Below are 24,979 nucleotides of genomic sequence, written 5' to 3' on the forward strand. Positions count from 1 at the left end.
TGAGCACTCAAGGTCTATGACTACGCAGGGTCCAGGGGAGGGGCGTCGAGAAGCGCCGCCGGTGTCGTTGTCGAACCCACACGACGCGCACCTGAAGCCTTCGCCGTTGCCCCCGGCGGTGCAGTGGGTCGCCATCGGGTTGTTCGTGGCTGCGGTGGCGGTATCGGGAATCTACGCGGTGTCCGAGCACTGGCGGCGTGCCACGATGTTGCTGGGAGGGGCACTCCTGTGGCTCACCGTGGTGCGTCTGACCTGTGATTCCTCACGCGTTGGCGTGCTCGCGGTGCGCTCGCGGCGCTTCGACGCCTGTTTTACCGGCATCCTCGGCGCGGCGATGGTGTTCATGGCTTTTTCCATCGACGCGCTTGGATCGTGACGCGTTTGGCTCCTGGAAAGAACCACACGGCTTCTTAAATGAAATACTCGTCGCCCACGTAGGCCGGTCCCACATCAAGGCCATTCGGAGCTGACAGCAACAGGAAGTTGCGCAGGATGCGGTTCATCTGCCGGGTTTCGGTGAGGAAGGCATCGTGGCCCACGGGGGAGACAATTTTGGCCATGGCCAGCAGCTGGTTGACGTTGCGGGAGATGTGCTCCTGCTGGTGATAGGGATAAAGGATGTCCGTGTCGACGCCCACGACCATCGTCGGCACCTGGGAGGCGGCCAAGGCCTTGATGAGCCCGCCGCGCCCGCGGCCGACGTCATGGCGGTTGAGCGCCTCCGTCAGCGTGACATAGGAACCAGCATCAAACCGTTCCGTGAGCTTTCTTCCCTGGTAATCCAGGTAGGAGTTCACCGCAAAACGCTGATTGAGCTGGCGGTGCGGGCCCAAAGGGTTTTCGCCCTGCTGCGCGGAGGCACCAAAGCGCTCATCGATTTCCTGCTCGCCGCGATAGGTCAGATGCGCGATGCGGCGCGCGGCCGCCAAACCATCGCGAGGAGTCTTGTCCGTGAGGTAGTAATTGCCACCATGCCAGAAGGGGTCGCGCTCGATGGCGGAAATCTGCGCCGATTGGATGCCAATCTGCCAGCCGGATGCCCGGGCCGATACCGCAATCACGCACACCGCGGACACACTGTCTGGGTGCATGAGGCTCCACTCCAGCGTGCGCGCTCCTCCCATCGAGCCGCCGATGACCGCATGGACGCGGGAAATGCCGAGCTCCTGCAGGCACGCGTACTCGGCCTCCACCAAGTCCCGAATGGACAGCGCCGGGAAGCGCCCTCCCCACGGCTGGCCATCCGGGTGCAGGCTGCTCGGCCCGGTGGAGCCGTTGCAGCCGCCCAGCGCATTGGTCGCGATGACGCACCAGCGCGTGGTGTCCAGGGCCTTGCCGGGGCCCACCAAGTCGGACCACCAGTCCGCCACGTTGGAGTCTCCGGTCAATGCGTGCTCGACGAGCAGGACGTTGTTAACCCCGTCCGGGTCGCCGGCGAAGGCACCCCAGCGTTGGTAGGCCAGGGAGGCGTCGGCAAGCATGGCGCCTGCTTCGGTGGTGAAGTCGCCGATGGGGACGTGGGCGAGCTCGCCTTCGGGCGCGAGCTCCGGGATGGCGCTAACCAATGGCCGCGAACCCACGCTCGAGGTCGGTGATGATGTCGTTGACATCCTCGATGCCCACCGACAGGCGCACCGTGGCCTGCGTAATACCCGCGGCCTGGAGCGCGGCTTCGTCGGACTGGGAGTGCGTGGTGGTCGCCGGGTGCACGACCAGTGAGCGGGTATCGCCGATGTTGGCCAGGTTGGAGTGCAGCTTCAGTGCATCGATGAACGCCCATGCCTCCTCGCGGCCGCCGTCGATGTCGAAGGAGAGCACGGAGCCGGTGTAGGCGTACCCCAGCTTCTCCTTGGTGGCCTTGTACGGCGAGGATTCCAGGCCGGCGTAGTTGACCTTCGTGACCTTGGCGTGGGACTCCAGGTACTCGGCCACGGCCTGGGCGTTGGCATTGTGCTTATCGACGCGCAACTGCAACGTCTCAATACCATTCAGCGTCAGCCACGCATTGAAGGGCGAAATGGCGGCACCCGTATCGCGCAGCAGGCCCGCGCGCGCCTTGATAGCGAAGGCGGGAGCGCCCAGGTCAGCGTACTTGAGGCCGTGGTAAGCCTCGTCCGGGGTGACGAAGTAAGGGAAGACGGGGTCGCCGTCGCGCTCGACTGTCCAGTCGAAGGAGCCGCCGTCGATGATGGCACCGCCGATGGCGGAACCGTTGCCGGTGTAGAACTTCGTGGTGGAAACCACGACGATGTCCGCGCCCAACTCCAGCGGGCGGGCCAGTGCGCCGGTAGCGATGGTGTTGTCCACGATGAGCGGGACCTGGTTCTTGTGCGCTACCTCGGCGATGGCGGGGATGTCGAGGACATCGGTGACCGGATTGCCGAAGGTCTCGCCGTACAAGGCCTTCGTGTTCGGCTGGACGGCGTCCTGCCAGGAGGCCGGGTCGTCGGGGTTCTCGACGAGGGTGACGCCGATGCCCAGGCGCTTCAACGTCACGGTAAACAGCGTGGAGGTGCCGCCGTAGAGGCGCGGGGAGGTGATGATGTGGTCGCCGGCGGAGGCGAGGTTCAGGATGGCCGCGGTCTCGGCGGCCTGGCCGGAGGCGAAAGCCACGGCGGCGACGCCGCCTTCGAGCGACGCCAACCGGGCCTCCAACGCATCCTGCGTGGGGTTGGTCAGGCGGGTATAAATCGGGCCTGCATCCGAGAGGTTAAAGCGATTAGCGGCATGTTCGGCGTCGTTGAAGACATAAGACGTGGTCTGGTAAATCGCCACGTTGCGTGCGTTGGTGGAGCCGTCCAGGTTCTGGCCGGCGTGAAGGGCGCGGGTGGCAAAAGACCATTCGCCCACTGCGGAATTATCGTATTTGGTGCTCATGTGTGGCAACGGTAGACCAAGCGGTTCATAACTGTAAGTGCCTCGTCAAAAACCGCAGGCGGGCGTAAGAATAAAAATAGACCGAGCGGTTGGTTGATGATCGTCTCATCGTGTTCGAAGCTCCCCAACGGAGTTGATAGATCTTTTCCAGTTTCGTGGTCGGATAAGCACGTAGGCGATAAAATCTAGAAAACCGGAGGAGCGTCTTTATGGTGTCTACTGTTGATCGCGGAGTGTTGCTGATACATAGGTTCGTGGTCGGCTTGGCAGTCATAGTGTCCTGCGGAGCGGCACTTGCCGCGTGGAGTGCAATGAGTCTTCTCTGGTTGCTGCTGGGCTTGGGGGTGGCTATCTCTAGTATTCGTCCACGTGCTTCCATAGCGATTGTTTTTGCTCTGTTTCTTATCCTTAACGCTCAAGGGCTCAATGGATACGCGTTGAACGCGGTCAGTGCATTGTTCATTTGTTGCTTAGCTGTTCTCGGTTTTGTGCGAACAGGGCTTGTAGGAATCTTTCTCGTTGGATATGTTCCGCTGGTGTTTGTTCTTGTTCCTGCGTGGACAGATCCAGGAGAACCATTTTTTACGTCCCCTTTTGTGGCGTCAACAGCAGTGATGGGAATTGCTGGGCTCTTATGGGTACTAGGATTTGGCTTGCAGGCAACGGTGAAACGAAGCACCGATGTCCGGCGTGAACAAGAGGAATCACTGCGGGAGTACTTGCATGACAATGTGGGTAATCCATTAAGCATTGCCACGTTGGGTGCGCAATTGGCGGCAGCTCAGCATGGTGATTCGGGGCAGTTAAATCTTGTTATGCAGGAAGTTCAACGGGCTGCTGAGGCATTATCACATGTCGCAAGCCAAGCGGGGAAAGGCCGTAGACGCACTGTTCGAGGCGCGGCGATGGAATGGGCTGACAAGATGCAAGCATGTGGATTGTCCCCGTCAGTGTCGTTGGAGAGTAGCGCGGGAATTTCTGAAGTGCACAAAGCAGTTCTTCTCAGAGCAATGGATGAGCTGTGCTCTAACGTGATAAGGAATTCCGAAAAGGGAGCCGTAGTTTCACTCAGGCTTGAATCGAATCGGTCGACCCATGCTTTAACTGTCTCTAACGAGCTTTCATCATTGGGGCACCCTGCGGGTGTCAGTGGGATGGGAATTGGCTTAGACAATCTCGAGAAGGTTGTACGCGCGCACGGCGGAACAATGGTAGTGAAGAGGGAAGCACATCAATGGGTCAGTGAGATCCGGCTTGAACATGAAGAAAGCGGTGAAATCGGGTATGGGAATATCACTGCTTATCGTGGAAGATGAAAAGAAGTTCGCTGCGCTTCTCCAGTCGATTTTTTGGAACCACCCCGATATTTCACATGTAGAGACAGTCCATGATGCTGAGACTGCCGCCGAAAAGCTGAGGGAGTCAACCTACGACGTTGTGCTTACAGATTTTCGCCTTCCAGGGGCTGATGGCTTTGAATTGATGTGCTCTCAAGACGGGAGCGAGAAGGCGCCTCCGTTCGTCGTAATGACCTCCTTTGACACCGATGAAGCGCTGCTTGAGAGCTATTCACTTGGGGCAATGGGATATGTTCCCAAGACGGCTGGCCCCGAAGCTTTCGTTTCTAGCGTTGTCAATGCGGCTGTGGGGAAGAAGACCATCGAAAACGAGGTTGCACAGCGGATTCTTGCGAACAGTGTTGGCTCACCGAGAGTGCAAACTACTCAAAAAATGGTTCGACGATTAAAACCAGAGGATCAGAGGGTTCTACGGCTGCTAGTAGAGGGGCACTCAAACTCCGAAATTGCTCAACAGCTCCACTACGCGGAATCAACGATTAAACAAAAGGTACGCTTGCTGTTCGATCACTTTGGTGTGACCTCGAGAACGAAACTTATTGCCCGTCTCCAGGGTGTCCCTCTTGGTCTTTTGCGCTGAGGGTTGGGGATTCTTGGTCCCGAAGCGGCAGTGGGTGGGACCCTTGTTCTGATTTAGGGCCTTTTCCTATTTTTCTTCCTCCGGCTGAGGTAAGCAAGACCTTCTGCCGAATTGCCTACTTTCGTCGGTGAAAGGACGAAAACTCTTGCAGGGAGTTAATGGCGCCACAGATACTGTGCATGTCAGTTAATGAGTAAGTAATTACAAAGGAGGGTGACAATGCTAGGTCTGCTTTTCGGAGTTTTGCCACTATGCGCTGTACTCGGGCTGACATGGTTCGTTGTGGCTAATTCAAAGGAGTTTGTGCTCCGAGTCCCCTGGATTGGAGCCTTAGCAGGGCTAGGGATTGCCTTGTGGATTGTATTTGCTCCCGAATCCGTGAGTGGCTCTTGGTGGGAATACCTAGTGCCGCTTTTCCTTGTGGTGATTGCGGCTTTGGTGGGTGCAATACGTCGTCCTTCTTTGGCGCATTCTTTGGTCGAAACTTGCGCGGTTTCGGCAGTGGTTGTAGTAGGGCTCGTCATTTATTCGCTGGCTGACAAAGGCGATGGGACCGGATTGGACGCGGTGGCCTTTGTTCTTTATTGGTTCGCCATTTACCTGCCAGGCACTTTGGCCGGTACCCTTCTCGGCGGGCTTGCCAGCCGCCGGCGAGCCTAAACTTGGCTACACCGGAATGGGCTCGCCGAGCGCGGGGCGCTGATAGCCGGTCACACCGGCGCGCTGGAGCATGCCGTCGGTGATGTGCTTGCCGACGTCGGAAAGCACAGCGTCATGGATGGGGACCGTAAGGCGCGCGCCGATGCGTATGGCGTAATCCGCGGCGTCCGCCCCGCGCACCCACGGCCCCGCGATGGGGAGCAGCAGAACCTCAACCGTGCGCCCCTCGGGGACACACCACTGATCACCCGGGTGGAGGACACCGCCAAAGAAATAACCTAGGTTTTCTGGGCGCGGGATGTTCGGGTGGATTTCCTCGTGGAGGCCGCCCAGAGCCTGAATCTCAAGGCCCAGAACCGTAAACGCCTCACCCGCATGCACGACGGTGCCGGAGCCGAGGGCGTCGATAGCCTCCTGCGTTCCCCACACCGGCAGGTCGCTAGCGCGCACGGCATCGACGTCGAGGTGGTCTCCATGCGCGTGCGTGAGCAGCACCGCTTTGGCGTCCTCGAGACAGCTCAAGTCGGAGAAGGGGCCGGGGTCGATGACGATGCGTCCCTGGGGCGCCTCGACGGCCACTGTGGATTGTCCATGCAGCGAAATCTTCATGAGCCCCACGCTAGCCAAAAGTAAAGGAATACAGCGAGAGCCCTTCGCTGACTTCCAGCTCGATGGTTTCGGTGTGGTTTTCGGGGTCGCGGACGAGATCCACCGTGCCGTCCTCGGTGATGTCGAAGGTGCGAACCGAACCATCGGCGCGATGCAGGCGGATTGTCCCGCGCCCGGACGTGACCAGCTGTACCCATGCGGCGTGGTAGTTGAGGCGCAGGCGTGCGTTGGGGCCGGCAGTAATAGGTTGGTCAGCCAGCGTCCACGTGCCACCCAGCGAATACTGTTCCAGCAGAGGATTGCCCAGGGCGAACTGGTGGGTTCCGTTGCGATAATCGGCATGGGCGAAAAATTGCGCGCGAGCGGTGCCGAGGTAGGTCTCCGGCGAGCGCGGCGCGCTGTGAGCATCTGCGGCGGCCTCAATCGGTGCGGGCAACTCGACGGAAGGGTCGCGCTCGATGAGAAGCTCACGAATGAGGCGCTCGGTCTCGGCGTAGTCACCTTCGCCATGGTGGGAGTGGCGCAGCATGCCGTGCTTATCGACGACATAGTGCGCCGGCCAGTACCGATTCCCAAAATTCTTCCACGTGGCGAAGTCGTTGTCCTGGGCCACCGGATACTCAATGCCCTGTTCGCGGGCCGCTCGGCGCACGTTGTCGGCCTCGTGCTCGAAGGCGTACTCCGGTGCGTGGATGCCGATAATGTCGAAGCCGTAGTCCTTGTAGTGCGCATACAGCTTGGTGAGATGTGTGTTGTTGCGCTGGCAGTTGATGCAGGCGTAGGCCCAAAAATCGATGAGCGTGACTTTGCCGGAGGTGCGCGGATCGATGGGGGCATCCGTGTTGAACCAGCCGGTTAACCCCGCAAATTCGGGAACAGGGGTTCCTTCCGTAGTGAGGGCGGCTTGCTCAACTGGGGCGGCGTCGACGTTGATGCTGGGGAGTTTCTGTTGCAGCCACGCCGGTGCGCCGAGTGAAATCGCGCCAGCCATGGCGATCACCACAATTCCCGCGGTGATGCGTACCCCGCGTTGGTGGGAGCGGAAAGCATCGACGCGTTTGCCCACTTCGTTGCCGCCGAGGGCGAACGCGAGTAGCGGGATGGCCACGCCGAGGGCGAAGGAGAGGCAGAGGACGAGGATGTGGGCGTCGACAGTCCCAGTGGCACCCGCGACGGAGATGGCGGCGAGTACGGGGCCCGCGCAGGGAACGAAGACAACGCCCATAGCTAGCCCGACGACAAAGCCTCCCTTGTCGCGGGCTTTGGCCTGTAAGCTGCCGGCTTTCGGGAGTTTCTGAAAAGGCCACTCCAGGATGTCCTGTACGCGGGGAAACACCATTCCTAGGCCCACGAGAACCAGCAGCGCGATTCCTACTTTCCACACAATATCGGCGGGCAGGCCAAGCGCGTTGAGCAATGTTGTGGCAAACAGCGTGACGAGGCTAAAGCTCGTCACCAACCCGCCCACGACTTGCCATGGCCGCCACCGTGAGCCGCCGCTGACTGCGAGGACCAAGGGTAAGACGGGCAGGGTGCAGGGCGAGATGCCGGTAATCAGACCACCGGAAAACCCGATGAAGAGCGTTGATAACATGCTGTACTCCTTCGCTGTGAGTGCGGTGTGGGTATGCAACCAGTTCGGAGCGCAAGCAATAAACGGATTGCCACAAACTCTTTTTAAATCTGTCCAATCCGCAACCCCGGGTGGCTCCGAATGGTGAGTTACAGGGCCCGGAAAGGCTGGGCCCGAACGCTTGAAAAGGAGCACCGAAATGAAGAAGCTTGTTACTACCGCCGCTGCACTTGCCATTGCCGCCAGTGGGCTGGTTGCCTGCAACGACACGAAGGAAGAGGTGGACATGATGCCCAGCTCCGAGATGATGGCCCCCAGCTCGGACGCCACGATGTCGGATTCCATGATGACTGAGGAGATGAAGAGCGAAGAAATGAGCAAGTAAAACTGCCATGCCCGCCCCGCTGCTGGAGGTAAGCTCTACACCTGTGCCTGCGATGTCACCTGATGAACATGCACGGCTGAACCATCTTTTAGGTCAGACCGCTGCCGCAGACAAGCATGCCTTCAGCGCGCTATACGACGCCCTCGCGCCCACCGTCTACAGCGTGTGCCTGAGCGTTCTTCGCAATCCCGCCTTGGCAGAGGAAGTCGCCCAAGACGTCTTCGTTGAAGTCTGGACCTCCGCGGTGAAGTTCGACCCGCAGCGGGGAAACGCGCGGTCGTGGGTGGGCAGGTTGGCGCATGGGAGGGCCGTCGATAAGCTGCGTAGCCACGTTGCTGCAGTACAACGCGATGACCGCGACTCGAAGCTTGAGCACGCCACCTTTGCTGAGCCGATCGAAGACGAAGCCCTGAACAATGTGGAGGCTCACCTCCTGCGCCGAGCAGTCGACGAGATTGGGGAACCGCATTCCACCGCGGTGGCCCTCGCGTTCTTCGATGGCTTGACGCATGCCGAACTGGCAGAATCAACGGGGGTACCGCTGGGTACAGCGAAGACGCGCGTGCGCGACGGCGTCAAGAAGTTAAAAGCGATTCTCGGAAAGGAGGGATGATGAGCAACACGCATGAGTTTTCTGATGAGACTTTCGATGACTTCCTCGATTCCCTCCCCGAGGTCGAACCGCCGGCGCGGATGAAAGATGCCGTCTTTGAGAACATCGACGCCACTGGTGATGCTGAGGTTGTGGAGCTTCCACGCCGCCGCTGGCGAGCCTTCGTGGCGGTGCCAGCTGCCGCGGCGGTGCTTGTGGTGGGCGTGGTGGCTGCGCCGCAACTGCTGCAGTTGGGGCAACCCGATGCAGCGGACAGTGCGCAGGTAGAGGCCGAATCGCCCGGCGAAAAGTCGATGCACGCCATTATGGGGGCCGACGACCTCATGCAGGGCAACGCCGATGCGTCGGGAGCGCAGTTGGATATCGTTTCTTCGGCGTCGATGGCGAAATCCGGCGCGATGGTGGATGGCCAGCCGCAGCTCGCCGACGGCATGGGCGCCCAGGTGTGGGCAGTCAGTGCTGACGGTGATATGGCCTCGGCGGGGGTCATCGGCCAGGATCCGCACGATGGGGTGTGGATGCCTTTCGACGGCGCGGCGGTCAAGGTCATGGTCACCGAGGAACCTGTAGGCGGCAGCGCGCAGCCGACGGGCCGTACCCTCGCCACCGTGACCTTGGCCAGCGCCGGCTAGGCCTCAGTTCGCAAGCGCCTGCTTGACGAGCTCGAGGGCGGCGGCGAGCTCGACGTCGCTTAGGTGCCCAAAACCCAACACCACACCTTCCTCGGCGGCCGCACCACCCCAGTAATCCCGCAGTGGGGTGAGGGTGAGGCCCAAGTCGGCCGCGCGCTTGACGACGCCCTCCTCACACAACAACACCGCATGGAGCCCACCATGGATGGGCAGGAGGGTGGCGGGGGTATCCTCCAGCGCGGCGCGGACGAGGTCGCGGCGGCGCTTGTAGGCGCGGCGCATTCGGCCGGTATGACGCCGCAGCGCGCCGCTGGCCAGATAGTTTGCCAAGGCTGCTTGGGGGATAGCTCCCACCGGCTGGCCAAAGACCTCCCGCACCTGATCCACCGCCGAGCGCAAGCCCGGCGGCACCACGAGGTAGCCACACGCAATCGACGGCGAAATCACCGAGGAAAAAGTACCCAGCAACACCGTGTGCTCCGGGGCGAGCGCCGCCAGCGCTGGAAGCGGTTGGCCGACGTAGCGCAACTCGGAATCGAAGTCATCCTCGATGATGAGCACGTTATTGTCTCGCGCCCACTCGACGAGCTCCGCGCGCCGGGCAGCCGGCAGGGAACCGCCGTAAGGGTGCTGATGGGACGGCGTGACGATGAGAACGTCGAGGTCAACGGTGGGGACGGTGACGCCTTCGGTGTCGGTGGGGACGTCGATAAGCACGTGGCCCAAAGCCTGGGGAACGCGGCGCAAACTGGGATAGCCCGGCGATTCCACGCCCACGCGAAGCTGGCCGCCCAGCGCGCGCAGCAGCACCGACAGCCCGTCGCGGGCGCCGGCGGTGATGACAACATAGGCGGGGTCGACCGTCAGCCCACGCATGTGGCGAAGGTGAGTGGCCACCTCGCGGGGGAGATCGCCGGATGGGTCTACGGCGGCCTTGCGCCACGCCGCCCTCCATTCGGGGGTGATGATTCCGGCCGTATCGGGCAAACCGGGAGTCAACTCCACGCGCGGCGGGGTGGGGGTGGACCGCGGCGCAGGAGCAGGCTGCGGAGCGCGCCCGTGCGGCAAGTGCGGATTGATGACGGTACCCGAACCAACTTCCGCGGTGAGATAGCCCTCGGCGGTGAGCTGTTCGTAGGCGGTGACCACGCTGCCTCGGGAAATGCCGAGCTGACTCGCCAGCGCGCGCGTGGAGGGAACCTGCTCGCCGGGTAAAAGAATTCCGGTGGCAACCTGGGTGCGGAGGGCTTCGGCAATCTGCACCGGCAGGGAGCGCGTATCAGATGGGTCGAGGCGGAGAGGCATGGCCCCATCATAAGTGGTCTAATCCAACACCCGGAAAATGGCTCTTGTCTTGGACCACTTTTCGGGGCCATGATGTGACCTATGACTGAACAGAAGAATGAACAGGGACGCGCCACCACGCGCGTCAAGCGTGGACTGGCTGACATGCTCAAGGGCGGCGTCATCATGGATGTCGTAACCCCGGAGCAGGCACGAATTGCTGAAGACGCGGGTGCTTCCGCCGTCATGGCGCTCGAGCGCGTGCCGGCTGATATCCGTGCCCAAGGTGGCGTGGCCCGCATGTCGGATCCGGACCTCATTGAGGGCATCGTCAATGCCGTCGACATCCCGGTGATGGCGAAGGCCCGCATCGGCCACTTCGTCGAGGCGCAGATTCTGGGCGAGCTGGGTGTGGACTTCATCGATGAGTCCGAGGTGCTCAGCCCGGCCGATTACGTCAACCACATCAACAAGTGGGGCTTTGACGTGCCGTTCGTGTGCGGTGCGACGAACCTGGGCGAGGCCCTGCGCCGCATCACCGAGGGTGCGGCGATGATCCGTTCCAAGGGCGAGGCCGGTACTGGCGACGTCTCCGAGGCTGTCAAGCACCTGCGCACCATCAAGGGCGAAATCGCGCGCCTCCAGAACCTAGACCGCGATGAGCTCTACGTGGCGGCCAAGGAACTGCAGGCGCCGTACGACCTGGTCGCTGAGGTTGCAGAGACCGGCAAGCTGCCGGTCGTGCTGTTCGTTGCCGGTGGCGTGGCCACGCCTGCCGACGCCGCCCTCGTCCGCCAGATGGGCGCCGAAGGTGTCTTCGTCGGCTCCGGCATCTTCAAGTCGGGTGAGCCTGCCAAGCGTGCGGAGGCCATCGTCAAGGCGGCGACCCTCTACGACCAGCCTGCCGAGCTGGCCAAGATTTCCCGCGGCCTGGGCGAGGCCATGGTGGGCATCAACGTTAACGACGTCCCCGCGCCGCATCGCCTGGCTGAACGCGGATGGTAACCACCGTCGGGGTCCTCGCGCTGCAGGGCGGCGTGGAAGAGCACATCGCTGTGCTGGAAGGTCTCGGCGTGGCTACGCGCCGGGTACGTCTTCCCCAAGACCTCGACGGGCTCGACGGCATCATTCTGCCCGGCGGCGAGTCGAGCGCGATTGACAAGCTGGCACGCTCCTGTGGCGTCGCTGAGCCGCTGCGCCGCGCCGTCGAAAATGGGCTGCCGGTCCTCGCGACATGCGCAGGACTCATCTACAGTGCCCGCGAGCTCGACAACCCCGCGCCGGGCCAGCAGACGCTCGCGCTTATCGACGTCTCCGTTCGCCGCAACGCCTTCGGCAACCAGCGCTTCTCCGAGGAGCGCATCGTCCCAGTCGTCATGCCCACCGTCGGTGGCCGCAATGAGGCGGGGGATGAGGTGTTGGATATCGAGGCGAGCTTTATCCGGGCTCCCATCGTTACCCGCGTGGGCGAAGGGGTGGAGGTCATCGCGACCGTGCCGTTCTTGGCTCCCGTGGGAGAAGGCACGGACCGTGACGTGGATGGACAGAAATCCTCACTGGATGCGGGTGGCGACGCAATCGTTGGCGTGCGGCAGGGCAACGTTACGGCGCTGAGCTTTCACCCGGAAGAAAACGAGGATTCCCGCCTCCATGCCGCGTGGTTGGCGTCACTCTAGGCGGAGGCAGCTAATTTAGCTGTTTAACTATCGCGCGATAGTGATGTGGGCTACATTGAAGTCTGAACGCTGAACAGATCACGTCCAGAAAGGCCCGCTGTGAGCACACCCGCCCCAGAACAAGTCCGCGAAGATATCCGCCTTCTTGGCCGAGTGCTGGGCAGGGTCATCGCTCAACAAGAGGGCGAGGACGTCTTCGACCTCGTCGAATCTACCCGCCGCATGGCCTTCGACGTCGCCCACGGCGATGCCAAGCCGGAAGACCTCGTAGCCATCTTCCGCGATCTCGACATCACCAAGGTCAACCTCGTCGCCCGCGCCTTTAGCTACTTCGCGCTCATTGCCAACCTTGCAGAGGACCTAGAAGACGAGTCTGTTGATGCGCCTGTATCACTGCGCAAGACCTTCGCCAAGCTCAAAGCCGAGGGCGTCGCGCCTGCCGACGCCGCCTCCATCATCCGTGGCGCGCACGTCGCTCCTGTGCTCACCGCACATCCCACCGAAACCCGCCGCCGTACCGTCTTCGACACCCAGACGCGCATCAAAGACCTGCTCAAGGAATCGCACCGCGGCGGCGACATTGCGGCGATTGAAAAAGAGATGTACCTGCGCATGACGCTACTGTGGCAGACCGCGCTTATCCGCATCGCTCGCCCCACCTTGGAGGACGAGGTGGACGTTGGCTTGCGCTACTACAAGCTATCCCTGCTCGACCAGGTCCCCGCCCTCAACCGAGCCATCCGCCATGCCATGCGCGAGACCTTTGGCCAGCAGCTGCCGGATTCCCCGGTCGTGCGCCCAGGCTCTTGGATCGGCGGCGACCATGACGGCAACCCCTATGTCACTGAACACACCCTCACCTACGCCACCCGCAAGGCCGCAAAAACGGTTCTGCGCTACTACGAGGAGCAACTAGCCGAGTTGGAGCGTGAGCTCTCCCTTTCCGACCGCTACTCCTCCAGCTCCAAGGAGCTGGGCGCGCTTGCCGACGCCGCACATAACACCGAAGAATCCCGCGTCGACGAACCATACCGCCGCGCCATTTACGGTATCCGGCACCGTGTGAAGGCAACGCTGCAGGAGGTGAAGGGTGAGAAGAGGGGGACGTCGGCAAGCGCGTATGCCTCGCCGGAAGAACTCAAGCGTGACTTGGACGTGATCGACCGTTCGCTGCGCCAGTTCAATGACGACATCATCGCCGATGACCGCTTGGCGCGTTTGCGCTCCGCTGTGACGACTTTTGGCTTTCACCTCTATTCGCTGGATATGCGCCAGAATTCGGAGTCCTTCGAGAACGTGCTCACGGAGATTTTCGCGGAAGCGAGCATCGTCGAGGAGTATCGCGCGCTGAGCGAGGAGGACAAGATTGAGCTGCTGGTGAAAGAACTGCAGACCAACCGCCCGCTGCTGTTCCCCAATGCGGAATTCAGCGAGGACACCGCCAAGGAGCTTGGCATCTTCCGGGCGGCTGCGCGGGCGGTGCGGGATCTGGGGCCGGAGTCGGTGTCGCACTGCATCATCTCCATGACGGGCACGGTCTCCGATATTTTGGAGCCGATGGTGCTGCTCAAGGAAGTGGGGCTGAAACAGGTGGACGTGGTGCCGCTGTTTGAAACCATCGAGGATTTGAAGGCCGGCGCCGGGATTCTGGAGAAGCTGTGGGCGGTGCCGGTGTATCGCGAGCATCTGCGCTCGCGTGGTGACATCCAAGAGGTCATGCTGGGCTACTCCGATTCCAACAAGGATGGCGGCTACCTGCAGGCCAACTGGGCACTGTATGACGCCGAGCTTGACTTAGTGGAGCTGTGTCAACGCTTCGGTATTGGACTGCGCCTCGCGCATGGCCGCGGTGGGGCGGTTGGTCGCGGTGGCGGCCCGACCTATGATGCGATTTTGGCGCAGCCGAAGGGAGCGGTGGCCGGTTCGGTGCGTATTACCGAGCAAGGAGAGGTCATCTCCGCAAAGTACGGTGCGCCGGAAACTGCGCGCCGCCATTTAGAGGCTTTCGTCTCTGGTGCGCTGGAGGCGTCGTTGCTCGATACTGAGCCGATTGCGGACCCGGAGCGCGCCTACGAGATCATGCGCGAGCTGGCGTCCTTGAGCGGCGCGGCGTACCGCCAGCTTGTCGACGACCCCGGCTTCATCGCCTACTTCACCCAGTCCACGCCTTTACACGAGATTGGCGAGCTTAACCTGGGTTCGCGCCCGACCTCACGCAAGCAGACCACCGCGATTTCGGACCTGCGCGCGATTCCGTGGGTGCTGTCGTGGTCGCAATCCCGCACAAACATTCCTGGCTGGTTCGGTGTGGGAAGCGCAGTGACGTCGTGGGTAGCCCAAGGTGCTGGCACCGCCGGAAGTAGTGACGACACGTCACCCGGCGGAGAGGTTAAGAGCAGCGAGGTCAAGAGCGGCGAGGTCACGGCAGGTGAGGAGGAGCGCTGGGAGGAGTTGCGTGAGCTCTATCGCACCTGGCCATTCTTCCGCTCGGTGTTTTCCAACATGGCCCAGGTCATGGCTAAGGCGGAGATGCAGCTAGCGCGCCTCTACGCCAACCTGGTTGATGATAAGACCACCGCCGAGCGCATCTTTGCTCTCATCTCGGAGGAGTTTGAGCGAACCCGCGAGGTCTACCTCAAGGTCACAGGCAACGCGGATCTGGTCAGCGAGAATCAGCGCCAGGCGCGCTCGCTCAAGCGCCGCTACCCGTACTTGCTCCCGCTCAACGCTGTTCAGCTCGAGCTGCTGCGCCGCTACCGTCAAGGCGATGACCAGTTCCTCGTGTCCAAGACCATCCAGGTCACGATGAACGGCCTCGCCACAGCGCTGCGTAACGCCGGCTAATGCGCAGGCTAAAACGCCAGCTCAATCGCCAGCTCAATCGCCGGCTAAAACGCTAGCTAAATCGCCGGCTAAATCCCGCGGCTGGCCACACTGGCACGCCGAATGCCCCGCGAGGAGGTGATTTCCTGCGGGGATTCGGGACAATCATGCGCTGCCAAGGTGGGGGCGGTGGCTAGTTGAAGGGGCTGGTGAAGACCGGGGAGGCGTCGTAAGGCGGAATCCATGCCACTCGCCCGCCGATGCGATCCATGCGGCCGCGCGAGGGCGGGGCATCGGGGTCATCGTCGTTGACGCCGTTATGGTACGGGCACAGCGGCACCAAATTGAGGATGTTGGTCGGCCCGCCGCGGGCCCAAGCCTTGATGTGGTGAATCTGGCACTTTTCAAAGGGTACTTTGCAGCCCTCCCAGGCGCAGCAGGGATTCTCTGCAGCCAAGGCGAGGCGCTGTTTGGCGGTGGCGAAGCGCTGGAAGCGGAAAACATCGAGCGGGCCATGCTCGCGGCTGACCGCCACGATGATGCCTTTATCCAGCATCGCGCGTTCCACCAGCTGCGAGCCGGTCATCGTCGCACCATCGGTGGTCCGGACAATGAACTCTTCGCCGTCCTTCTCCGTGTTGCCCTTGAGCAGCTCGGCATAGTCATCGAGCTGCAGGACCGCCATGGCAGTCACCTGAGTCTTGACACCGCCGCCCGAGAGGTTTTCCAGGAAGCTTGCGCCGGGGCGGTCTTGATCGATGGCCTTGAAGACGTCACTAAGCTCCAGCGAATCCGCCGTCACCGTGAGCGTGGCTAGGCCGTTGTCGTGCTGAGTAAGCTTGGCGCGCTCGGCATAGGTGCGAGGCTTGCGCATCTCACGCAGGTGCTTGCGGGCGACGTTCTCCACCAGTTCCGCGCTGGTCTGGCACAGCTCTACCCGCAAATCCCAGGCTTTATTGTGGTCCTGGACTTTGGCGACGAAACTTTCGATGAGCTGCAACGTAACCAATCCGTGGCCACGACGGCGGGCGGATTCGGCAGCGGTGCGCTGCTTCCGGGTGGAGGTCGTGTGCCCGAAGTAGGTGTGGTGGAGGGAGAGGAGGAGGGAGGCGTCGGCAGGCGTGGCGCCGAAGGACACGAGGTCGGATTCAGACAGGCCCGCGCACTCGGCCACCAGGTCAATGGCCCGGCCGAGTGCGGCGAAGAATGTCTGTAATCTCATACCCCGCAGCCTAAAAGCGCCTCATCCGACGGACAAGGGCCGCCTACCGCCGGCCGCGAAAACTGTGGATAACTAGCCCTGACTCAGGCACCAGCGAGACCGCGGCGTTTAAGTAGCGGGGCGACGTCCTTGTCGCGGCCGCGGAATTCGCGGTAGGCCTCCGTGAAGTCGCGGGAAGCCCCCTTGGACAGGATGACCTCGCGGAACCTCTCACCGGCGGCGCGCAGGTCGGACTGATCTTTGAACCACTCGAAGCCATCGGCATCGAGGGCCTCCGCCCACAGATAAGAGTAGTAGCCCGCGGAGTAGCCACCGGCGAAGATGTGATTAAAGTACGTCGAGCGGTAGCGCGGCGCGATGAGCGGGTTATCCAAACCAGCAGCGCGCAGGGCTTCGGCCTCGAATTCGGCGACTGCTTCCGGGGTGGCCTCCAGCTTGGCGGCGTCGGCAGCGCTGAGCGAATGCCAGGCCAAGTCGATGATGGATGCTCCCAAGTACTCCGAGGTAGCGAAACCTTGGCCGAATTCGGAGGCGACGGTGATGGCATCGAGGAGCTCGTCCGGGATGGGCTCGCCGGTCTCGACGTGGCGCGCGTACTCCTTGACCAGAGACCTATCGAGCGCCCAGTTCTCGTTGATCTGCGAGGGGAATTCTACCCAGTCGCGCGGGACGTTGGTGCCGGCGAAGGTGGGGTAGCGGACGTCGGAAAGCAGGCCGTGCAGGGCGTGGCCAAATTCGTGGAAGACGGTGCGGACCTCGTCCATGCTGAGCAGCGGCTGCGAGCCGTCGGCGGGCTTAGTAATTCCCATGACGTTGACGATGACCGGCTTGCGCTCCAGCAGGCGGGACTGGCCCACGAACTCGCTCATCCACGCGCCGCCGCGCTTGGTGGGACGTCCGAAGTAGTCGGTAAGGAGAAGACCGATCCCGCTATCCTCGTGATTGCCGTCAATCACTTCCCAGACGCGTACCCCCTCTGCGTACCCTTCGAGGTCATCGCGCGGGTTAACGGTGATGCCGTAGAGGCGCTCGGCGGCGGCGAAGACGCCCTGCTCCAGGACCTGGTCTAGCGGGAAGTATTTGCGCAGCTCGGCCTCGTCGAGGGAGAAGTCGCGGGCACGGACCTTGGATTCCCAGTAAGGCCAGTCCGCGGCGGAGAATCCTTGGCCGTTGAGTTCAGCTTCTTCGGCGAGGAGTTTCTGCTCGCCGGCGGCGTTGGCTGCGGCGGCGGGGGCGAGGTCAAAGAGCATGGAGCGGGCGGCGTCGGCAGTCGTGGCGGTTTCTTCGGCGATGACGTAGTCCGCATGCGTGGCGTAGCCCAGCAGCTCGGCGCGCTCGGCGCGCAGTTGGACGGCTTCGATGAGCCCCGGGATGTTGTTCTCGGAGCCCCTGCTTGCCGACGCCCCATACAGCCTCCCCCTCGCATCCTCCCGCGCCAAGCGGCTCAGCTCCGACTGCACGGTCGGCAGCTCCAGCGGAATGACGAAGCCCTCGCGGCCCAATGCTTCGGCATCGGCCTTTGCGGAAGCGATGCGCTCTGCGGGTAGGCCCTCGAGTTCCTCTTCGGTGAAGGAAACCGCGCGCTCGCGGGTAGACGCCATGAGATTGCGGCCGAATTCTTCGGAGAGCGTAGACAGGCGCTGGTTGATTTCGGAGAGACGGGCCTTGCCGGCCGCGTCGAGGTCGGCGCCTTTGCGGGCAAAGGTACGCAGGAGGTGATCGTGGAGGCGCTGGCCCTCGGGGTCGTCGGCAGGCGGCGTGGCCTCCTTAAGCCGCGCGTAGAGCACCTCGTTTTGGTACATCGCGTCATAGTGCGCGGATAGGCGTGGGTAGATGTCGGCGGCGATCTCCTCCATCTCATCAGTGACATCCGTGCCGGAGAGGTTGCCGAAGACCGCCATGACGCGGTCGAGGTCCTGGCCGGAGCGCTCGAGCGCCTCCACAGTGTTTTCCCACGTGGGATCGGCGGGATTGTCGGTGATGGAGGCGATTTCGGCGTCGTGAAGCGCAAGTGCTTCGTCGAAGGCGGGGAGGTAGTGCTCTACCTTGATGTCCGCAAACGGCGGCAGCTGGTACGGCAGCGTGGACGGGGTGAGTAGTGGGTTAGTCATAAGAAACTACCGTACCTATGCAGAGTGTTCTATGTGATGGCTTTCACTAGTTTCTTCTGTTGTGGCTTGCGGCTGCGGTGAATGAGGATGACGTCGAGAACCAGAAACGCCGCGAGCGTAATTCCCAAAAGCGGCAGGAAGACGCCGACGGTGGCGGCGAATAATGCGCCCAACCCTGTGGTGGCCCATGAGAAGTGAGTCGTCGGGAGGAAGCGGGGGCGGCGCTTGTACCACATGTAGTAGCCCAGCACCACGAGGGCGGCGGTGGCGAGGCCCAGGGCGAGCAGCGCGATCTGCAGTGGCAGCCCGAACATGATTCCCATGTGGAGGTAGATGCCCCAGCTGCTGAGCTTGCTAAACAGCGGCAGGCTGGAGAAAGGCTGGCGGTCGATGACCTCTCCGGTAGCGCCGTCTACGGAGACCGCGTCGGAGGTGGTGCGCCATTCCACCCAGCGTTCGCTGACTTGCCAGGCGGAGTGGGCGTCCTCTGGCGGGTATAGGCGTAGCGGTCCGGTGAGTCCTTCGGCGCGGCCGGTGGCGAGGACGCGCTCGGCCTCAGCTGCCACGCTCGCGCTTGACGACGCCCCTCCGGCCCCATGCCCTTCATGTCCTTCATGCCCGGTGTGCTCATGCGTTTCAGCGGTGGTGCCGGGGAGGGCAGTTTCGATGGGGGTGGCCTTCCAATGCATGCGCTCGACGAGGGAATCGACGTTGTCGCCGGCCAGACCCGACCAGGTGATGCCGGTGGCAGACAGGCCAAGCAGGCCGATGAAGATCCAGGCGCCGATGGTGGAATGCAGGCGGGTGGCTTTCCAGCGGGCGGAGCGCTTGGGCTGCTGCTGGGCGGCGTTTGCGGTTGCCTTGTTCTTCGGGCGGCGGCGAATCCACCACATATAAAGACCGCCGCAGGCCATGACCCACAACCACGAGGCGGCCAGCTCCGAGTAAAGCTCGCCGACCTTGCCCAGGTGGAAGCTTTCGTGCAGGGAGGAAATCCAGCGGCGCAGCGGCATCTCACCTAGGCCGGAGTAGGTGGGGTAGTCCCCGATGACCTTGGCGGTGGCGGGGTCGATGAAGACGGTGCGCTGGAGGCTCTCATCGATGCTGTCATCGGAGACAAGCACGCGTGTGGAATCCGTCGGTGTCGTGGCTGGCCACACCTGTGTGACCGGCATGTCTGGGTGCTCGTTCTGTGCGGCCTGGATTTGTTCCTCCAAGCTCACTGGGTGCTCGACCGCCGGAACGGTCATGACGTCGCGGTACACCACCTTCTCCAGGGAAGGCGCCACGGCATAAAGACAGCCGGTCAGGGCCGCGATGAGGATGAAGGGGCCGACGAACATGCCGCCGTAGAAGTGGATGCGTTGAATGAAGGATCGCAGAGCCGTCCGACTCATATGTAGTGCTCTTTCGGGGTCTATCGATTAGGGCCCCTGCTGAACGCTCGCGGGGCGTTCAGGAGGGGCGATGGACAGGTGCTGATATCAACTGCACTAGTAGTCGGAGGCGATGGTTTCTCGGTTCCCGAAAATTGAAAAACTTTTTAACTAACTGAGATCTTCGGTCTCAAAAGGGTGAAACCCCGCGAGATAAGGCGTGAGAAGCAAGAAACAGTCAAGAAAAAGTCTTCGCAGCTCAACGGGTAAAAATGGCGTCGCGGAGTGCTGTTTTAGGCCTGTTTGTGGTTAATGAAGCAAGAAAAGACCGCCTCGAACTCCAGGGAGGAGACGAAGCGGTCTTTTGTTAAGCGCCTAGCGCAGAATTACTTCTTCAGGCCATCGATGATGTCGTTGAAGGCAGCGACTGGGCGCATGGTTTGGTTGAGCTTCTCCTCGTTCGGGGCGTAGTAGCCGCCGAGGTCGACGGGGGAACCCTGGACGTCGAGAAGCGCCTGCTCAATCTCGCCAGCCTTGGCCTCGAGGGCCTCAGCAACTGGCTTGAAGGCCTCAGCCAGCTCGGCGTCGTCAGTCTGTGCAGCCAGCTCCTTGGCCCAGTTGAGGGTCAGGAAGAAGTGGGAGCCGCGGTTGTCGTTTTCGCCGACCTTGCGGGACGGGGACTTGCCCTCATCCAGCAGGGTTTCGGTGGCCTTGTCCAGTGCTGCGGCCAGGACGCCTGCCTTGGCGTTGCCGTTGGTGTTGTGCTCGTGGCGGAAGGACTCAGCCAGGGCCAGGAACTCACCGAGGGAATCCCAGCGCAGGTGGTTCTCCTCCTGGACCTGCTGGACGTGCTTCGGGGCGGAGCCGCCGGCACCGGTCTCGAACAGGCCGCCGCCAGCCATGAGCGGAACTACGGACAGCATCTTGGCGGAGGTGCCCAGCTCGAGGATGGGGAAGAGGTCCGTGTTGTAGTCACGCAGGACGTTGCCGGTCACGGAGATGGTGTCCTCACCCTTGCGGATGCGCTCGACGGAGATCTTGGTCGCGGTGACCGGGTCCTCGATGGAGATGTCTAGGCCCTCGGTGTCGTGATCCTCAAGGTACTTCTTGACCAGCTCAATGAGGTTGGCGTCGTGGCCGCGCTCCGGATCGAGCCAGAAGATGGTCTTCATGCCGGACAGGCGGGCACGGTTGACGGCCAGCTTGACCCAGTCCTGGATCGGGGCGTCCTTGGTCTGGCAGGCGCGCCAGATGTCGCCAGCTTCCACGTCGTGGGAGATGAGAGCCTCGCCCTGGGAGTTGCGAACCTCAACGGTGCCGGCTGCCGGGATTTTGAAGGTCTTGTTGTGGGAACCGTACTCCTCAGCCTTCTGCGCCATGAGGCCGACGTTCGGGACGGTACCCATGGTGGTCGGGTCGTAGGCGCCGTTGGCCTTGCAGTCCTCGATCACGGCCTGGTAGACACCGGCGTAGGAGGAATCCGGGATGACGGCGAGGGTGTCCTGCTCCTCGTCGTTCTTGTTCCACATGTGGCCGGAGGTGCGGATCATGGCCGGCATGGAGGCGTCGATGATGACGTCAGACGGAACGTGCAGGTTGGTAATACCCTTGTGGGAGTTGACCATGGCGAGGTCAGGGCCGTCGACAAGCGCGGCGTCGAAGGCAGCCTTGATCTCAGCGCCATTCTCCAGCTTGTCCAGGCCCTCGTAGATAGCGCCCAGGCCGTTCTCGCCGTTGAGGCCAGCGGCCTCGAGCTCCTCGCCGTACTTCTCAAAGACGTCAGCGAAGAAAGCGCGCACGACGTGACCGAAGATGATGGGGTCAGAGACCTTCATCATGGTGGCCTTGAGGTGAGCGGAGAAGAGAACGCCCTCTTCCTTGGCGCGGGCAACCTGTGCCTTGAGGAACTCATCGAGTGCCTTGGCGGACATGAAGGTGCCGTCGATAACCTCGCCCTTGAGCACCGGCAGCTTCTCCAGCAGAGTCTGCTCGCCCTCGGCGGTCTTCAGAACGATGGAGAGGGTATCCTCCTCCGGCATGATGACGGACTTCTCGTTGTGGCGGAAGTCGTTAGCGTCCATGGTGGCCACGTTGGTCTTGGAATCAGCGGACCACGCGCCCATCTTGTGCGGGTTCTTCTTAGCGAAGTTCTTGACCGCAATCGGGGCGCGGCGGTCGGAGTTGCCCTCACGCAGAACCGGGTTCACAGCGGAACCCTTAACCGCGTCGTACTTCTCCTGTGCCTCTTCGTACTCCGGAAGGTCGAAGCCGGCGGCCTGCAGCTCAGCAATGGCCTTCTTCAGCTGCACGAGGGATGCGGAGATGTTCGGCAGCTTGATGATGTTAGCTTCCGGGGTCTTGGCCAGATCGCCGAGCTCAGCGAGGGCATCGGAAACCTTCTTATCACCAAGGCGCTCCGGGAACTGGGCCAGGATGCGGCCGGCCAGGGAAATGTCGCGGGTCTCTACCTCAATACCTGCGGTGGAGGCGAAGGCCTCCACAACCGGCTTGAAAGAGTAGGTCGCCAGCAGCGGCGCCTCGTCGGTGCGGGTCCAGATAATCTTAGCCATGGTTCTCCTCGATTAGTTGAAAACTGTTCAACCTCACAGGATACCTGTCTTGTTATCGCCGCGTGGCGGCCCCCGTGTGACACGTACCACCTGTGGGGGAGGTGTGTTGACTTGGCACAACCTGTCCGTCTGAGCTTACGAGCCCCGTAGGAGAAGTATTAAGGTCTGCCCACGTGAACCCGATGAAGCCAGCCACTCGCATCAAACGCCGTCCCGTCCCGCGCCAGACGGAAATTTCCGCGTCGCGCCGCACCATCGTCATGATCGCCATGGCGTTGGGTGCCTTCGCCATCGGCACGACGGAATTTACGTCGATGGGTTTGCTCCCGCTCATCGCGGATGATTTCGGTATTACGGAAGATACGGCGTCGGTAGTCATCTCCGTCTACGCGCTTGGTGTCGTCGTGGGCGCGCCGGTCATCGCGGCACTCACGGGCAAGCTCCCGCGCCGCCGCCTGATTATCCTGCTCATTGGCTTTCTGCTCGTAGGCAATCTGCTCACGGCCGTGGCGCCCAATTATGGAGTCCTCCTCGCGGCTCGTTTCATCGCCGGTCTACCGCACGGCGCGTACTTCTCCGTAGCTAACCTGGCGGCGGTTTCGATGGCTCCACCGGGCCGTCAGGGGTTTGCCATGTCGATGGTCGGCATGGGCCTGTCCGTTGCCACCGTGATTGGTGTGCCAGCAGCCCAGGCGTTGGGCCAAGAGTTGGGCTGGCATGCGGCGTACTTCCTAGTCGTGGCCATCGCGGGGATGACGATGGTGCTGCTCTTTTTCCTCTTCCCGCACATGACGCGTATGCCGCAAACGGATATGTTTACTGAGCTTGGCGCGCTGAAAAACAGCCAGGTCCTGCTCACCGTATTCCTTGGCACCGTGGGTTTCGGCGGTATGTTTGCTGTCTATACCTACATCACGTGGACCATGACGGAGGTCGCCGGCATGGACCCGAGCCACACGTGGCTTGTGCTCATGGCGTATGGCATCGGCATGACCACCGGTAACGTCGCCGGCGGTTGGTTGGCGGACCGCAACCTGGAATTCGGCATCATTTTTGCGCTTATCTGCATGGTTGGTGTGTCCGTGACCTTCTACTTCGTGGCGCACAACGCGTGGGCGGGCACAATTGTCTTCGGCGTCTTGGCCTTCTTTGGTTCCATCCTCGTGCCGTCGCTGCAGCTGCGTCTGGTTAACGTGGCGGGGGATGCGCAGACCCTCGCGGCGGCGTTGAACCAGTCTGCCCTCAACATCGCGAATGCGGCCGGCGCTGCCATTGCTGGAGTGGTCGTGGGCGCGGGCTACTCCTATAACTCCACCGCGCTGGCGGGCGCTGCTCTGGCAGTGTCCGGCATTCTTACCTGGTTTGTCACCATGTGGGACAAGCGCCGCCTGGGCCCTTCCGTAAAGATCATCGAACACCGTTAGACTGACCGGCATGAGTTTCACCATCGCCTCAATCAACGTCAATGGCATCCGCGCGGCCTGCAAACAGCGCAATGACGACAACCCCGGTATGAATGCGTGGCTGGAGACCACGCCTGCCGACGTCGTCCTTATGCAGGAGGTGCGCGCCAACCCCGAGCAGACCCAGAAGGCCCTGGCCCCAGCCCTGGAGGCTGGATGGAACCTGGTTCAGGCCGAATCCGCCGCGAAGGGTCGTGCGGGCGTGGGCATCCTATCGAAGCATGCGCTTGGCGACGTCTCCGTGGGCTTCGGCTCCTTCGCCGAATCCGGCCGTTTCATCGCCGCCACCGTGGAAGGTGTCCGCGTGGCTTCTTTGTACCTGCCTTCCGGTGATGTGGATTCCCCGAAGCAGGATGAAAAGTACCTCTTCTTGGATGAGTTCTCTGAGGTTTTGGATGACATGGCTGAGGCCTACCCGGAGGCCGTCATCGGTGGCGACTGGAACATCTGCCACCGTGCCCAGGACTTGAAGAACAACAAGGCCAACGAGAAGAAGTCCGGCCACCTGCCGGAGGAGCGCGCCTTCATGGACCGCGTCTTTGGCTCCTTCCCAGATGCTGAACCCCAGGCTAAGAAGGGGCTCGGGGACTGGCTCGGCGTGGTGGACTATGACGCGAAGACCACGTGGGAGGCGACTGCGGACCCGCAGTGGTTTGACGTCGCCAGGCGCCTGCACCCGGAGGCGGACGGGCCCTACACGTGGTGGACCTACCGCGGCCAGGCCTTCAACAACGACGCCGGGTGGCGCATTGACTATCAGGCCGCCACGAAGGCCATGCTGGAGCGCGCACAGCGCACCTGGGTGGAGAAGGCACCGACGGTGGAGCAGCGCTGGTCTGACCACTCTCCGCTTCTCGTCGAGTATAAGTAGCCGAATACAAGTAGTGGTACGATAAGTCCGAATTAACGTCCTTTCTATATCGCAGGAGATGCTCATGACCCGCGCACTCATCTTTTTTGTCCTCGGCGCAATTCTGCTCGCCCTGGGTATCTGGTGGTGGACCATTGTTGGCCCGTCCTTCGCCTTCCTTGGACCGATTGTCCTCCAGGGCGTCGGTGGTGCATTCATGGTGGCCGGTTTCGCGGTCATGATGGACGTTATTAGCCCGACCTCCCGCAAGATTTAAGGCCCACAACGCCGCGCGGAGGCGGCGGCAGAGTAGAGTA

Annotated in this window: 22 protein-coding genes; 13 read left to right on the top strand and 9 right to left on the bottom strand. The window is 62.0% G+C overall.

The window, feature by feature from the left end; genetic code table 11:
• Positions 1-16 precede the first annotated feature (16 nt).
• Positions 17-376 carry a DUF3017 domain-containing protein gene (locus HMPREF2875_RS12760; RefSeq protein ID WP_070673588.1) on the top strand — a complete coding sequence of 120 codons (360 nt, stop codon included), beginning with the start codon at positions 17-19 and terminating at the stop codon, positions 374-376.
• Positions 377-410: 34 nt separating this feature from the next.
• Here the strand turns inward: HMPREF2875_RS12760 and HMPREF2875_RS12765 are convergent, their stop codons facing one another.
• Positions 411-1,610 (bottom strand): homoserine O-acetyltransferase MetX, encoded by a 1,200-nt coding sequence (locus HMPREF2875_RS12765; RefSeq protein ID WP_246817120.1) that lies wholly within the window; start codon positions 1,608-1,610, stop codon positions 411-413.
• Complete coding sequence (locus tag HMPREF2875_RS12770; protein ID WP_070673590.1) at positions 1,558-2,877, bottom strand: O-acetylhomoserine/O-acetylserine sulfhydrylase; 1,320 nt, start codon at positions 2,875-2,877, stop codon at positions 1,558-1,560. Before HMPREF2875_RS12770 ends, HMPREF2875_RS12765 begins: the two co-directional genes overlap by 53 nt.
• Positions 2,878-3,086: 209 nt before the next feature.
• Here HMPREF2875_RS12770 and HMPREF2875_RS13600 point away from each other — a divergent pair, with 209 nt between their 5' ends.
• From HMPREF2875_RS13600 to HMPREF2875_RS13605, 3 genes are all read left to right on the top strand, one after another.
• Positions 3,087-4,193 (top strand): ATP-binding protein, encoded by a 1,107-nt coding sequence (locus tag HMPREF2875_RS13600; RefSeq protein WP_141754638.1) that lies wholly within the window; start codon positions 3,087-3,089, stop codon positions 4,191-4,193.
• Positions 4,183-4,815 (top strand): response regulator transcription factor, encoded by a 633-nt coding sequence (locus tag HMPREF2875_RS12775; protein ID WP_168165584.1) that lies wholly within the window; start codon positions 4,183-4,185, stop codon positions 4,813-4,815. The genes HMPREF2875_RS13600 and HMPREF2875_RS12775 overlap by 11 nt, the downstream gene beginning before the upstream one ends.
• A gap of 405 nt (positions 4,816-5,220) precedes the next feature.
• Positions 5,221-5,475: a hypothetical protein gene (locus HMPREF2875_RS13605; protein ID WP_141754639.1), complete on the top strand. Its 255-nt coding sequence runs from the start codon at positions 5,221-5,223 to the stop codon at positions 5,473-5,475.
• Positions 5,476-5,481: 6 nt separating this feature from the next.
• Here the strand turns inward: HMPREF2875_RS13605 and HMPREF2875_RS12785 are convergent, their stop codons facing one another.
• Positions 5,482-6,084 carry an MBL fold metallo-hydrolase gene (locus HMPREF2875_RS12785; protein WP_070673670.1) on the bottom strand — a complete coding sequence of 201 codons (603 nt, stop codon included), beginning with the start codon at positions 6,082-6,084 and terminating at the stop codon, positions 5,482-5,484.
• Positions 6,085-6,094: 10 nt separating this feature from the next.
• Positions 6,095-7,678 carry a redoxin domain-containing protein gene (locus tag HMPREF2875_RS12790; protein ID WP_070673597.1) on the bottom strand — a complete coding sequence of 528 codons (1,584 nt, stop codon included), beginning with the start codon at positions 7,676-7,678 and terminating at the stop codon, positions 6,095-6,097.
• A 178-nt stretch (positions 7,679-7,856) separates the two neighbouring features.
• Between HMPREF2875_RS12790 and HMPREF2875_RS12795 the strand changes: the two genes are divergently transcribed.
• The 3 genes from HMPREF2875_RS12795 to HMPREF2875_RS12805 are packed head-to-tail and all read left to right on the top strand — an operon-like array spanning position 7,857 to position 9,287.
• On the top strand, positions 7,857-8,042 hold the full coding sequence (locus tag HMPREF2875_RS12795; protein WP_070673598.1) for a hypothetical protein: 186 nt from the start codon (positions 7,857-7,859) through the stop codon (positions 8,040-8,042).
• A 7-nt stretch (positions 8,043-8,049) separates the two neighbouring features.
• Positions 8,050-8,655 carry a sigma-70 family RNA polymerase sigma factor gene (locus tag HMPREF2875_RS12800; protein ID WP_070673600.1) on the top strand — a complete coding sequence of 202 codons (606 nt, stop codon included), beginning with the start codon at positions 8,050-8,052 and terminating at the stop codon, positions 8,653-8,655.
• Positions 8,655-9,287, top strand: coding sequence for an anti-sigma factor (locus HMPREF2875_RS12805; protein WP_070673602.1), 633 nt, complete (start codon positions 8,655-8,657; stop codon positions 9,285-9,287). The genes HMPREF2875_RS12800 and HMPREF2875_RS12805 overlap by 1 nt, the downstream gene beginning before the upstream one ends.
• A 3-nt stretch (positions 9,288-9,290) precedes the next feature.
• On the opposite strand, the gene HMPREF2875_RS12810 is transcribed toward HMPREF2875_RS12805, so the two are convergent.
• Positions 9,291-10,592: a MocR-like pyridoxine biosynthesis transcription factor PdxR gene (locus HMPREF2875_RS12810; protein WP_070673604.1), complete on the bottom strand. Its 1,302-nt coding sequence runs from the start codon at positions 10,590-10,592 to the stop codon at positions 9,291-9,293.
• Positions 10,593-10,673: 81 nt separating this feature from the next.
• Between HMPREF2875_RS12810 and pdxS the strand changes: the two genes are divergently transcribed.
• The 3 genes from pdxS to ppc all read left to right on the top strand — a co-directional run bounded on the left by pdxS (position 10,674) and on the right by ppc (position 15,091).
• Positions 10,674-11,576: a pyridoxal 5'-phosphate synthase lyase subunit PdxS gene (pdxS, locus tag HMPREF2875_RS12815; RefSeq protein ID WP_070673606.1), complete on the top strand. Its 903-nt coding sequence runs from the start codon at positions 10,674-10,676 to the stop codon at positions 11,574-11,576.
• Positions 11,570-12,247 (top strand): pyridoxal 5'-phosphate synthase glutaminase subunit PdxT, encoded by a 678-nt coding sequence (gene pdxT, locus HMPREF2875_RS12820; RefSeq protein ID WP_070673608.1) that lies wholly within the window; start codon positions 11,570-11,572, stop codon positions 12,245-12,247. Before pdxS ends, pdxT begins: the two co-directional genes overlap by 7 nt.
• 99 nt (positions 12,248-12,346) lie before the next feature.
• A complete protein-coding gene (ppc, locus tag HMPREF2875_RS12825; protein ID WP_070673610.1) occupies positions 12,347-15,091 on the top strand; it encodes a phosphoenolpyruvate carboxylase in 2,745 nt (914 codons plus the stop codon).
• Positions 15,092-15,263: 172 nt separating this feature from the next.
• Here ppc and HMPREF2875_RS12830 read toward each other — a convergent pair whose 3' ends face one another.
• The 4 genes from HMPREF2875_RS12830 to HMPREF2875_RS12845 form a co-directional block, all read right to left on the bottom strand.
• Positions 15,264-16,292: an HNH endonuclease signature motif containing protein gene (locus HMPREF2875_RS12830; RefSeq protein WP_083311943.1), complete on the bottom strand. Its 1,029-nt coding sequence runs from the start codon at positions 16,290-16,292 to the stop codon at positions 15,264-15,266.
• Positions 16,293-16,375: 83 nt separating this feature from the next.
• On the bottom strand, positions 16,376-18,403 hold the full coding sequence (locus HMPREF2875_RS12835) for a M3 family metallopeptidase (RefSeq protein WP_070673612.1): 2,028 nt from the start codon (positions 18,401-18,403) through the stop codon (positions 16,376-16,378).
• A 29-nt stretch (positions 18,404-18,432) separates the two neighbouring features.
• Positions 18,433-19,800 (bottom strand): PepSY-associated TM helix domain-containing protein, encoded by a 1,368-nt coding sequence (locus HMPREF2875_RS12840; protein ID WP_070673613.1) that lies wholly within the window; start codon positions 19,798-19,800, stop codon positions 18,433-18,435.
• A gap of 365 nt (positions 19,801-20,165) precedes the next feature.
• Positions 20,166-22,349 carry an NADP-dependent isocitrate dehydrogenase gene (locus HMPREF2875_RS12845; RefSeq protein ID WP_070673614.1) on the bottom strand — a complete coding sequence of 728 codons (2,184 nt, stop codon included), beginning with the start codon at positions 22,347-22,349 and terminating at the stop codon, positions 20,166-20,168.
• Positions 22,350-22,531: 182 nt separating this feature from the next.
• On the opposite strand from HMPREF2875_RS12845, the gene HMPREF2875_RS12850 reads away from it, so the two are divergent.
• From HMPREF2875_RS12850 to HMPREF2875_RS12860, 3 genes are all read left to right on the top strand, one after another.
• Entirely contained in the window at positions 22,532-23,773 is a 1,242-nt protein-coding gene (locus HMPREF2875_RS12850) for an MFS transporter (protein WP_070673672.1), read from the top strand.
• 10 nt (positions 23,774-23,783) lie between these two features.
• Positions 23,784-24,683, top strand: a complete 900-nt coding sequence (locus HMPREF2875_RS12855; protein ID WP_070673615.1) for an exodeoxyribonuclease III — start codon at positions 23,784-23,786, stop codon at positions 24,681-24,683.
• A gap of 64 nt (positions 24,684-24,747) precedes the next feature.
• A complete protein-coding gene (locus HMPREF2875_RS12860; protein WP_070673616.1) occupies positions 24,748-24,939 on the top strand; it encodes a hypothetical protein in 192 nt (63 codons plus the stop codon).
• Positions 24,940-24,979 lie beyond the last annotated feature (40 nt).

It is taken from the genome of Corynebacterium sp. HMSC078H07, assembly GCF_001812805.1.
Classification (GTDB): domain Bacteria; phylum Actinomycetota; class Actinomycetes; order Mycobacteriales; family Mycobacteriaceae; genus Corynebacterium.